Genomic DNA, 12,536 nt, shown 5'->3' on the forward strand with positions numbered 1-12,536 from the left:
AAATTTTAACCATATCAACCTTCTTATCTGATTCCACATTTCCATTTTGTTATATGACTTATTATAACTTTTGTGGTAAAAATACAGTTATCCTTGTGCCTATTTCTTTTCTACTTAAAATACTAAAATATCCTTTATGGCTATCAATAATCCACTTTGCTATTGATAGTCCTAATCCTGTACCCCCATTTTTTCTAACTCTTGCTGTATCAGCTCTAAAGAAACGTTCAAATATATGAGGTACATCTTTTTCATCAATTCCTATTCCATTATCTTGAACATAAAAATACGGTTCACCCTTATCATTTATACCTGTTCTAAGTATTATATTTTCACCATCAGGAGTGTATTTTGATGCATTTTCCACTAATATTCTAGCTGTTTGCTTTAGTAAGCCCATATCTCCATAAATATTTATTTCTTCTGAATTAATATAGCTATATATGTGATTTCTATCTATCATCTTGGATTCCTCAAAAACCTCGTTTATCATATCATTAAGTAAAAATTCTTTTGGTGTAAGTTGAGTTTTACCATTAATACCTCTAGCTAAGAACAATAACTGTTCAACTAAATTCTTCATATTTTCAGATTCACTTTTTATGGCTTCAATTGACTCTTCTAATACACTTTCATCATCTTTACCCCAACGATCTAGCATATTTGCATAACCTTGAATTACTGAAATTGGAGTTCTTAGTTCATGTGATGCATCTGAAACAAATCTTGCCTGCTGCCTATAAGAATCTCTCATTCTATCTAACAGCTTATTTATTGCATCCTCTAAGCCTTGAAGTTCACTGTCCCCAATATGTATTCTCTCATCAGAGGTTACAGGGCTTATTCTAGATATAGCATCCTCAAGGTTTTGAAACTTTTGTTCATCAAAATCTATATTACTAAGCCTACTTGCTGTTTCTGCTATTTCATTAAGAGGCTTTAAAATTTTTCTAGTTTTTGCTGTACCAAATATTATTTCGTCTAATAAAAATATTCCCTCTATTATTCCTATAGCCATAATTATTTTTCTAATACTATATAATAAGGTGCTAGCATCCATAACCATAGTCTTCCCATTATCCCAAACTACTTTATAGTTAGCTGTTTCTATAGGATAAAATTTAAATGTTCTCTGTGCATTTGGTACAAACTCTCCATAAAAATTCATTTCCCCTTGAAAGCACCAAAAACCAGTTAATATTAGTACTAAAAATATATCAAGTATCAGAAATTTAAAGAATAACTTTCTTACAAAAGTAGAGTTAATTTTTATTGCAATAGATGTAACATTTTTTGTTTTATTTTTCCTACTCATCTTTTATTACATACCCTACACCACGAACTGTTGTTATTATTTTCACCTTAAAATTATCATCAATTTTTGTTCTTAAATACCTTATATAAACATCTATTACATTTGTCTCTCCAATATAATCATAACCACACACTTTTTCTATAAGTACATCTCTAGTTAATACTATATTCTTATTTTCCATTAGTATTTGTAGCAAAGTAAACTCTCTATTAGTTAACTCAATTTCTGTGTTATCATACATTACTTTGCGTCTCATCTTATCTAATGATAATAAGCCACATCTTAATACATTAATGTCCTTTTTTACTGAAACTACTCTCTTTTTAAGAGCTGTTCTTATCCTCGCAAGTAACTCTTCTATTGCAAAAGGCTTTGTTATATAATCATCTGCACCTGCATCAAGTCCTGACACCTTATCCATAACAGCATCTCTTGCAGTAAGCATTATAATAGGAATATCAGAAATTTTTCTAAGCCTTCTCAATACTTCAAGCCCATTAATTTCAGGAAGCATAACATCAAGGATAACTAAATCCACCTCCCCCTTCTCTGCTATTTCAAGCCCTGCCCTCCCGTTATTTACTTTTATTACTTCATAACCTTCATGTATTAATTCAAGCTCTATAAATCTTGCTATTTTCTCTTCATCTTCAACAATTAAAATTTTAACCATTTTTAGACCTCTTTTTTGACTCATTTTTTATTTTTTTAATATTTATTGATATTTTACTAAATACCTTATTAACCTTTTCTGTATTAACTTTTCCAGACGATATATAGAACTCTATATCAAAGAATAACCCAACAAGCATTAAAGGTATTACAATCCAAAAAGTAAAAAATAAAAGTACTATTACTACTGTAAGGGGAACTCTTAAAATTGTTCTTTTTTCCCTTATTATTTCAAAAAAAATATTATTACATGTATCTATATATTTACATACAGATTCAAAAATTCCTTCGAAGTTATTTCTACTTTTATATTTATTCTCCTTTTTATTTTTATAAATATTAGCCACTTCATTTTTATCATTATAAGTTTCTTTATATTCATTAGTATAAAATACACTGTTAGTAGGTCTTCTAATTTTTCCTGTATTCTCTAAGTAAACAATAGCATCTAGAATATCCCAATCAGTACTTTCTAAAGCATTCTTTGCATCTTCGTAACTTACATTTACTTTTTCTTTTAATTTATCTACTAATTTAAGTTTTTCCATAAATAATCCTCCATATCTATGGCCTAAATAAAATTATTTTTAATCTTAATTATTAAATTATATCATTTATTTATTATATCTAGTCATAAAAAAATTAAGAGGCCTTGATTTTTTCAAAGTCCCTTAACTTAATTTATATATTACTTTTCATAACCTTCTTTAAAGTCTTTTTTTATATTATCTGCTGATTTTGACACATGTTCAAAAACTTCATTTACTCCATTATATTTAATGTTAGGACCAGAAATTGAATATTTATATCCACAGAATAATCCAACTATTAATAATACCATACTAGGTACAAATAAAAATATTAATAGCAGTATGGATATTGTCAAAGAAATTTTTATTGGTTTTTCATTTTCTTTTCTTATTTCAAAATTATTTTCATTTCCTTTTCTTATAAATTTACCAATAAACTTAAATATTCTTCCTATAATTTCTCCAATGCCACCACACTTTTCTTCATGACCTTTATTTTCTTGTTTTTGATCCTCTTCTTTCACTTCAATTATAGTAGTAACTTCATCATTTCCTACCTTTCCAATTCTCTCCAAATAAACAATAGCATCTAAAACATCACCATTACATTTTTCTAATGCCTCTTCAGCCTCTTCAAGACTTACATTAGCTTTTCTCATTAAAACTTCAATCATTTCATTTCTTTCCATTTATATTACCTCCACGATTTTCTTTCCTTGCTCATCATGGTTATATAATATACTTAGAAAATTAATCTAAAATATAAGAAAGATTAAAATTAGATTAAAAAATTATTTATCTAACTCTTTTTTGCTCCTATATTGATAAATTGGCAATCCTATAATAGTTATAATAATTCCACCTAATGATATAATAGGTGATGTAAACAGCTGATTTATTACAACAAAAGCTCCTCCTAATATGGCTATTACAGGAATTATTGGATATAAGGGAACCTTATATGGTCTAGTAAGATCAGGTTTACTCTTTCTAAGTATAATTACTCCTATAAATGTAAGTACATAAAATACCCATACTGCAAATACAGTTAAATCACTTAATAAGTTAAATTGGCCGGTTAAAGCATATATGCTAGAAATAATTGCAACTAACCATATTGCATTATAAGGAGAGCTCCCCTTATTTACTTTTGAAAGCATCTTACTTCCAGGTATTAATCCACCTGTAGATAGTGCATATGATACTCTAGGTCCTGTTAGTAAATATCCGTTTAATGTACCAAATACTGATATTAATATACCAATAGAAATTAATTTACCTCCAATTGGTCCAAAGATCTTTGTAGCCACAAGAGAGGCTGGAGATGTGACATTTGCTAACTCACTTGCTGGGACTACCCATAAATAAGCAATATTAATAGTGAGATAAACTACCATTACTAATGATAATCCGCCTACTATAGCTTTAGGTAAATCTTTACCTGGATATTCCATTTCTCCAGCGATAGCTCCTACATTTATCCATCCATCGTAAGCAAACAACGTAGATATAAGAATCTCACCTAAGGTAGTTATAGTATTGACTCCAGGACCTACCATAGGATTAAATACTGATGTACTACTTCCCTTTATAAATCCAAACACTATAATCAGTACTAATGGAACTAATTTCCCAATAGTTGCTATAGTCTGAATATATCCTCCAAAAGATGAGCCAATAGTATTTAAAAATGATGTTAATATTATTATTCCTAATGATATTGGTAACACAAGTTTCATATTATCTGAAGTAGAACCTAAAAGTTCTGACGTTTGTTGTGCAAATATTACAGCACAGGCTGCAATAGTACCAGGAAAGAATAAAACAGTTTGCATCCATCCGGTTAAAAAGCCAAGTCTTTTTCCATATATCTCTTCAATATAAATCATCATACCACCAGTCTTTGGGATAGCTGCAGATACTTCAGTAGCTGTAAGTCCACCAGCTATAGTTATAAGTCCCCCTAAAATCCATGCTAGAATTCCTAATCCTGGAGCTCCATTTGTTGCAGTATATATTGCTTGTGGTTTAAAAAATACACCTGAACCTATTACTACTCCTATAACTGTAGACAAAGCAGCTAAGAATCCAAGATTTTTTTGAAGTTCTTTACTCATAAATACCTCCCTAATACTTTAAATAATATATGGTTAGTATTTCCTCATTTTATATAAATATTAAATCCTTTTTAGCAAAAATATTTATTTCCATAATATATACTAATTTAGCAACTCAAATATATTTACATTTAAAATTTGTAAATTCCGCATAATTACAATAGCTTGAACCATACGCATATAATCCGATAATTACGCCTGTAAATCCTCCAGCAACCTCTGAGGAAAGATATTTTGTTTGAGCCTTTCCAAGATAAACTTCTTCATCTCCTGATCTAATATAGAAACTATAATATCTATTGCTTGCATTAATAACAAGAGATATATTATTCTTCTCTAGACATACAGTTTTTTCTACTGATTTAATATCACCAATATTTAGCTTTTTAATTACCTCATACCCATTCCCTTTTTTTCGTATTGCCAAATCATAATGATGATTTTCGTCCATATATAGAGTTATTCCTGATTCTCCATCAAATATAGATATATCACAAGAAATATTCGCATTAAAATCTCTTTGACGAAGTCCAATAAATGTTGGTGAATCCTCCTTATCAAGTGTTATCTCAGTCCCTCTTAGACTTAATTTATTTCTAGTAAATTTATAATTTGCACTATTAGGTATACGAAGATAACACCACTCCTTATCCCAGTCTGTATTTTCAAAAGTATAGGATTTTTTCTCATTTTGAATAACATCTCTAGATATATTATTTATACTGAAAGACTTAGTTGTTGTCCCATTATATCCAGCTGTAAACCAACCATTTTCTCTAAAATTAATAGGAGTCAAGAACACTTCTCGACCTAAATGATGATATGCCTCCCATTGTCCCGACTGGCGGAACCCAAGATGTATTAACCACCAATTTCCGTCATCATCCTGAATAAGATCTCCATGTCCTACTCCCTGTATTTCATAACCACCTAAATTACGATTTGTTAGGACTGGGTTATCCTTATATCCCTCAAATTCACCATATGGAGAGTCTCCACGAGCGTATGTAACCATATGACCAAATTCAGTTCCTCCCTCAGCTGCAATAAGATAGTATCTTCCATTTATTTTATACATATGTGGACCTTCAAGAAAACGCCCACCTGAACCTGCCCAAATTGTACGACTTGATGTTAATTTTTTACCAGTTTCTATATCAATTTCACATTGAACTATTCCATTAATTCCATAATCATCTTTTCCATTGCTAATAAAATATGTCTTTTCATCTTCAAAATATAGAGATGGATCAATTCCTCCTTGATCTACATATATAGGATCCGACCATTCACTATAAATATCATCTGTCCATACATAGAAATTTTGATTAGTCGTATTATTCGTAGTAGTCATATAAAACCGGCCATTATTATATCTTATTGTTGGAGCAAAGACTCCACCTGAACTATTTACATTTTCAAGATGAATCTGACTTTTTCTTGTTAGGCAATGTCCTATTTGCTTCCAGTTAATTAGATCTTTGCTCTCGAAAATAGGCACTCCAGGGAAATACTGAAACGAACTACATACAAGATAATATGTATCTTCAACTTTACAAACACTTGGGTCAGGATAAAAGCCCTTAATTATCGGATTATTATATTTCACCTTATCTACCTCCATTTATATAAATAGTAAAAATCACTTATGATATAAAATTTATTCTTAATATATTCCTCGTTTTTTTATAATCCTGCTACTCACTACTTGAGTTTTCTAATTATATCATTAAGATAAAACCGAAAATACCCATGTTTTTTATAATAAAATACATGAAGTTTTTCAATAAACTTTATTATACTTTTCATTTAGAGGTATAATTATTATACATAAATAGAAAATAACTAGATCGAGAGGTTTATATATGAGAAAAAAAGATATACTTGAATTAAAGAAGCGATTTAAAAAAGATTATTGTACCTTTACTAAAATGTGTGGTTGCTATGTTAATGGAGAAAAGAATATTATCTTAAAATTTAGAGAAACCTTTTTAAATTTAGATGAAGATGAATACTTTAAGTACTTAGAAATCGCTAAAAAAGTGCTTTCTGGAACTATTGGAAATAATATTTTAGAACTAAACTTTCCAATTAATGATGACCTTATAAATGAAAAGCAAATTTCTCTTATGCAACTTAAAAACAGTCAATTAAAGGATGATACTCTCCTTGACGATTTTTATGATTCAATCATAGATAATTATGATTATACTGGTAACTTTTTAATTCTTGTTTTTCATGATGCTTATGATGTTATTACTAAAACTAAGGATAATGCAAAATTAGATGAATCTGAAGAAGTATATGAATATGTATTATGTGCAATCTGCCCTGTTTCACTTTCAGAGCCTGGTCTTAGATACTTTGAAGAAGAAAATAAAATAAAAGCACGTATTAGGGATTGGGTAGTTGAGGCTCCAACTAATGGCTTTGTATTTCCTGCTTTCATTAATCGTAGTTCAGATGTTAACTCTATTATGTATTACACAAAAAATGCAAAGGATACACATCCTGAATTAATGGAAAACGCCTTAGGTTGTTATTCAAAGCGAACTGTTACTATACAAAAAGAAACCTTCCAATCAATTATTAAGGATTCTTTTAGTGCTGATGAAAAGAAAGCAGATAAAATATTTATGGAAGTACAAGAAAATCTAAATAATATGCTTGAGGAATACAATGCTATATATGATGATGTAGATCCTGAACCTATAACTTTAACCAAAAACGATATACAAAATCTTTTAATAGAAAGTGGCATTCCTGAAGAAGTTACTACTAAGATTGAAAAATCTTATGTAGAGATCTTTGGTGATGATCTTCCTTTAGCTGAAAATTTAATAGACTCAAAGGTACTTAAAGCAAATGAACAAATAAAGAGAGAAAAACACCTTCAAAAGCAAGTAGAAATACTTCAGACTAGACTTGAACAAGTTAAACAAGAAATTGCTATAGATAGTGATACTGATATATCTACAGAAGTTACTGATGCTACTGTAACTCCAGAGGAAACTTCTGAAAATAATTTGGAAGAGCCTCAAGATGTGAATTCAGAAGAAAATAATATTACCCCTAACTATGACGTTATACTTCAAGTAAAACCTGAAAAAATTCCACAAATTAAGTCTCAAATAATTGATGGACAAAAATGCATAGTTATTCCAATTAATGAAAATGAACAAACTAAAGTTAATGGTCAAGATGACTTAATTTAAGTTATATAAATTAATAAATAAAAAACTCTATTTCATATATTTTTATTTTAATTACTTATAAATTTGATGTAATAATTTGGATTTGGTATAATATTCTAAAAGGGTAGGAGGAAATAAAATGTTTGAAATTGATAAATATGAAGAAGATGTAAAATTATTTGAAAAAATATCTTCTACACAAGCAGAAAAATTATTATCTAATAAAGATTCAGTTGCTATTTATATTGGTAGGGCAACATGTCCATTTTGTCGTAAGTTTGCCACAAAATTAAGTGGATTGACTAATAAAGTTAACACAACTATTTATTATGTTAATAGTGAAAATTCTTCAGATAATGGACTTATATCATTTAGAAATAAATATAATATTGTAACTGTACCAGGTTTTATTGTTAGTAAAAATAAGGAAATAGAAGTACGTTGCGATTCTTCAACTCCAGAAGATGAAATATTAAATCTACTAAAATAAAAAAAGAAGTAAATATGTTATATTAGTTGCTCCGTCGCAAGCTCCAAGTCGCTCTAATATAACATATTTACTTCTATAAACCTAAGGTAATAATTCCTCATTCTTCGGAATTATGAAATTTTGTTCTATTAATAGATGCACTTCAAAGCTAAAGGAATAAATTTCTTCGTGAGTCGGAGTTTAAAAGTACTGTTTATGACCTTTCTTTGCTCCAAATGACACTCTTTAGTATTACAGCTCTGATAGCTTCATATTTAATATAATCTGGCAAACTTTTTTTAATAACTTGAATTTTATCTATTCCATTTTTATTAATAGCTTCTAAAATCAGCTCTTCGTGTTCTTTATCATAATACTTATCAATATTTATATTTATACTATAGTCCCCAGTTGATTTTATATAATCTGTAAAATATCCAAGAATAGTTGAAATTGATATTTCCATATCCTCTGATATGTCTTCTATATCCTCTCCCATATTAAGCCTATCTAAAACTATTTCTGAAGTTCCCCTAGTTTCTCCATCTATAATAAGCTTTTTCCTTTTCTTTTCTTTCCAAGTAGGATCAAGTCCATTCTCAATTATATATTTATCTACTTCTTCAATTATTGATTTACCATAGGATTCAATTTTCTTTGGTCCAATACCTCCAATGTCCTTAAGTTTATCTAAATTATTAGGATAACGTCCACTTATTTCTTTTAAGGTATTTTTACTTAGTACCATTGATGCAGGTAAATTTAATTTCCTAGCAAATCCTTCTCTTACTTTAATAAGTTTCTCTAAAAGTTCTTTATTACTATTAACTTCAAAGTAATCATCTTCTATTTCTTCAGCTTCTTCTTTATCAACTACTATTTCCTTTTTAATATTATTTTCAATAATATAATCTTTAATAACCTCTATGAACCTTTCACCATATCTATCATATTTAACTTCTCCAACGCCTGAAACTTCAAGGATTTCTAATTTACTTGTAGGATACTTTATACTCATTTCTCTTAAAGTTCCATCTCCAAATATCATATATGGAGCCTTCTTTTCTGATTGGGCTATCTCTTGTCTTAATAAGCGTAATTTATCAAATAAATCATTAATTTCAGTTCTATTACTTTCAATATTAACTTCCTTAAGTAGAACTTTAACTTCATCCTTTATAACTTTGAAAGATATATTATTTAAAGCTACTGTTCCATATTCCTCATTAACATCTAGGTATCCATGAGCAATTAAGATATTTATAAATTCCTTTAATCCATTACTGGAATATTCCTTCATTATTCCATAGGTACTTAATTCATCAAATTCCAAGCTTAAAAGCTTCTTATTTTTAGAAGCCCTAAGAACATCTACTATCATCCCAATACCAAAGTTTCTTTTCATTTTGTAAATACAAGATATAACTTTTTGAGCATCTATAGTCTTATCTTTTACTTCACCTTTATTTAAACAATTACTGCAATTACCGCATTCTCCTTCATATGAATCACCAAAATACTCTAAAATATATTTTCTATAACAATTATTTATATAAACCAAACCAGTCATTTGCTGAAGTTTTTTATATTGATTGTTTTTCCTTATTGGATCTTCCGTACTCACTTCAATTAAATACTTTTGAGTAATAACATCTGCTGGTGAAAAAAGCATGATACACTCACTTGCTTCTCCATCTCTTCCCGCTCTTCCTATCTCTTGATAATATCCTTCAATATTTTTAGGCATATTATAATGAAGAACATATCTTATATTAGGTTTATCAATACCCATTCCAAAAGCATTAGTCGCAACTATAACACTGGTTTCATCATTTATAAATTCTTCTTGGCACTTAATTCTCTCATCATTTGAAAGTCCAGCATGATATCTTCCTACATTAATATTATTTTTCTTTAATAAATCATAAATACTTTCAACGTCTCTTCTTGTAGCGGCATATATTATTCCTGAATCCTTAGTATTATTTTTAACATAGTTTACCAAAAACTTCTTCTTATCTATCCCCTTAACAATATTTATTCTTAAATTTTCTCTATCAAAGCCGGTAACAAATATTTTAGGATCCCTAAGTTTTAATAAATTTACAATATCATTTCTTACTTCTTCAGATGCCGTTGCAGTAAAAGCTGTTATAAGTGGTCTTTCTATAAGTTTATCAATAAATGTTGAGATTCCTTTATAACTTACTCTAAAATCATGTCCCCATTGCGATACACAGTGAGCCTCATCAATAGCAATTTGCGCTATTTTTACTTGGGTTATTACTGTAATAAACTCATTGGAAAGAAGTCTTTCAGGTGCCACATAAATAATTTTATATTTTTTATTTATAATCCCATTTATAACTTCATTAAATTCATATGTAGATAAGGAACTATTTAAAAATGCAGAGTTAATTCCCATCGAATTTAATGTATCTACTTGGTCTTTCATAAGAGATATAAGGGGGGAAACTACTATTGTTATTCCATCTAAAATCAAAGCTGGAATTTGATAACAAAGAGATTTTCCTCCTCCAGTTGGCATAATTGCAAGAACATCTCTTCCTCTTAATATTTCATCTATTATTTTTTCTTGCCCTCTTCTAAAACTCTTATACCCAAAATATCTTTCTAAAACTTCTAATTTATCAATCGCCAAAACCCTTCTCCTTCTATAACTTTCTATATATTTCTTATATTAATTATACTACTTTATAATCATTTCAACTTATATAAAATATATTCAAGTATTTTAAATTTTTTATAATTTCATAAACAACAAAAAAGGCTATAGTATAAACTATAGCCTTATAACAATCTAAAATTATCTTCTATTTTGTTCTTTTTTAGCTCTTCTACAAGATATACATCTTGTTGGCTCATTGTCAAATCCTTTTTCCTTGTAGAATTCTTGTTCTCCTACTGAAAATATGAATTCACTTCCACAATCTCTACATACTATTGTCTTATCTGTCATAAATATTCCTCCTAAAATTAAAGATTCTAAATTGATATAATAATCTCTAACTTTCGAGAAACTATTTACCTAAATGAAACTTTTTTGTTAGCATTTTCTGCTACTCATTTATAATATCATATTATTCAATTTATTGCAACACTTTTTCCATTAATAATAATTAATATTTTTTATTTTCTAAAAATTTATCTTTACTTTGATCTATAATAAAATTTTTAAATAAACTTACTGAAGGTGTTAAATATCTATTTTTTAAGGTTGCAAGATATATAAACCTTTCATGGGTTGGATTTATTATTGGGAGAACTTTGATATTATAATTCTTCAAAGATGATATTTTTGGAACAACTGCAATTCCATAATTTATTTCAACTAATCCTGCAACTGCATTATCCTCTTCAACTTCACATACTATATTAGGTTTTAAGTCTACTTTACTAAACAATTTATTTATTATTGGTCTTATTCCACTTTTCTCACTAAAGCCTATAAATGGGTAATCCTCCAAGTCCCTTAGGTCAATATTATCATTTTTAGCTAATGGATGTTCATTAGCTACAATTACAACTAACTCCTCATTTTCTATTGGTATAAAATCCACTTCCTCTTCATTTTCAACATATGAACATAAAACCATATCAAATTTTTCATTTTTTAATTCTTCTATAAGAGTCTTTGTTGTTCCTTGCCCAAATACAAATTTTATATTTTGATTTTCTTCCATTGTTACAAATTTTTTAATTAGCATTGGTACAAAAGTTGGACCAAGTGTATATATGTATCCTAACTCAATAGTTCCTGTTGAAACATTAGTTAATTCTTTTAATTTTTTTTCACCTCTTTCTAATTCACTTAATGCTCTATCCACATATTCAAAATATATCTTTCCATACTTAGTTAATTTTATATTTCTTCCTTGCTTTTCAAATAAATATGTGCCTAAATCTTTTTCTAATGATGACATAGCATGACTTAAGCTAGGTTGGGTTATTGATAATTTATCAGCTGCTTGTGTATAATGCTCAAGTTTTGCTAATACTCTAAAATAATTTAAGTGATTTAAATTCATAAGATATCCCCTTTCCTATTAAGTTTCTTAATAACAAAACTTTTTAAATCCAAAATTTTATATACCATATATAAACTTAGATATTAAAATAACATTCTTTTGTATATAATTTATCTCAATTATATTAAATCAAACCTATAATAATATTTTAAGTATAACATATTTATAGATTATTTCTATAGATAAATGT

At 28.2% G+C, this 12,536-nt stretch carries 11 protein-coding genes; 2 read left to right on the top strand and 9 right to left on the bottom strand.

Annotated elements, in window-relative coordinates; translation table 11 throughout:
• Positions 1-61: 61 nt before the first annotated feature.
• The 6 genes from ACQPUY_RS13945 to ACQPUY_RS13970 all read right to left on the bottom strand — a co-directional run bounded on the left by ACQPUY_RS13945 (position 62) and on the right by ACQPUY_RS13970 (position 6,243).
• Positions 62-1,315 carry a sensor histidine kinase gene (locus tag ACQPUY_RS13945; protein ID WP_430841961.1) on the bottom strand — a complete coding sequence of 418 codons (1,254 nt, stop codon included), beginning with the start codon at positions 1,313-1,315 and terminating at the stop codon, positions 62-64.
• Positions 1,308-1,988, bottom strand: a complete 681-nt coding sequence (locus ACQPUY_RS13950; RefSeq protein ID WP_430841963.1) for a response regulator transcription factor — start codon at positions 1,986-1,988, stop codon at positions 1,308-1,310. The genes ACQPUY_RS13945 and ACQPUY_RS13950 overlap by 8 nt, the downstream gene beginning before the upstream one ends.
• Positions 1,981-2,535, bottom strand: coding sequence for a ubiquitin (locus ACQPUY_RS13955; RefSeq protein ID WP_430841965.1), 555 nt, complete (start codon positions 2,533-2,535; stop codon positions 1,981-1,983). The genes ACQPUY_RS13950 and ACQPUY_RS13955 overlap by 8 nt, the downstream gene beginning before the upstream one ends.
• Positions 2,536-2,675: 140 nt before the next feature.
• A complete protein-coding gene (locus tag ACQPUY_RS13960; RefSeq protein WP_430841967.1) occupies positions 2,676-3,206 on the bottom strand; it encodes a DUF4342 domain-containing protein in 531 nt (176 codons plus the stop codon).
• A 102-nt stretch (positions 3,207-3,308) separates the two neighbouring features.
• Complete coding sequence (locus tag ACQPUY_RS13965; protein ID WP_430841969.1) at positions 3,309-4,634, bottom strand: APC family permease; 1,326 nt, start codon at positions 4,632-4,634, stop codon at positions 3,309-3,311.
• 115 nt (positions 4,635-4,749) lie between these two features.
• A complete protein-coding gene (locus tag ACQPUY_RS13970; RefSeq protein WP_430841971.1) occupies positions 4,750-6,243 on the bottom strand; it encodes a glycoside hydrolase family 43 protein in 1,494 nt (497 codons plus the stop codon).
• A gap of 256 nt (positions 6,244-6,499) precedes the next feature.
• On the opposite strand from ACQPUY_RS13970, the gene ACQPUY_RS13975 reads away from it, so the two are divergent.
• A complete protein-coding gene (locus ACQPUY_RS13975; RefSeq protein WP_430841973.1) occupies positions 6,500-7,849 on the top strand; it encodes a DUF4317 domain-containing protein in 1,350 nt (449 codons plus the stop codon).
• 118 nt (positions 7,850-7,967) lie between these two features.
• Complete coding sequence (locus ACQPUY_RS13980) at positions 7,968-8,318, top strand: thiol reductase thioredoxin (RefSeq protein WP_430841975.1); 351 nt, start codon at positions 7,968-7,970, stop codon at positions 8,316-8,318.
• 193 nt (positions 8,319-8,511) lie between these two features.
• Here the strand turns inward: ACQPUY_RS13980 and recQ are convergent, their stop codons facing one another.
• From recQ to ACQPUY_RS13995, 3 genes are all read right to left on the bottom strand, one after another.
• Positions 8,512-10,959, bottom strand: coding sequence for a DNA helicase RecQ (gene recQ / locus ACQPUY_RS13985; protein WP_430841977.1), 2,448 nt, complete (start codon positions 10,957-10,959; stop codon positions 8,512-8,514).
• Positions 10,960-11,124: 165 nt separating this feature from the next.
• Positions 11,125-11,277 (bottom strand): zinc-ribbon domain-containing protein, encoded by a 153-nt coding sequence (locus ACQPUY_RS13990; protein ID WP_430841979.1) that lies wholly within the window; start codon positions 11,275-11,277, stop codon positions 11,125-11,127.
• A gap of 160 nt (positions 11,278-11,437) precedes the next feature.
• A complete protein-coding gene (locus ACQPUY_RS13995) occupies positions 11,438-12,346 on the bottom strand; it encodes a LysR family transcriptional regulator (protein WP_430841981.1) in 909 nt (302 codons plus the stop codon).
• Between the last annotated feature and the right edge of the window lie 190 nt (positions 12,347-12,536).

The organism is Clostridium nigeriense (genome assembly GCF_050585245.1).
Classification (GTDB): domain Bacteria; phylum Bacillota; class Clostridia; order Clostridiales; family Clostridiaceae; genus Clostridium; species Clostridium nigeriense_A.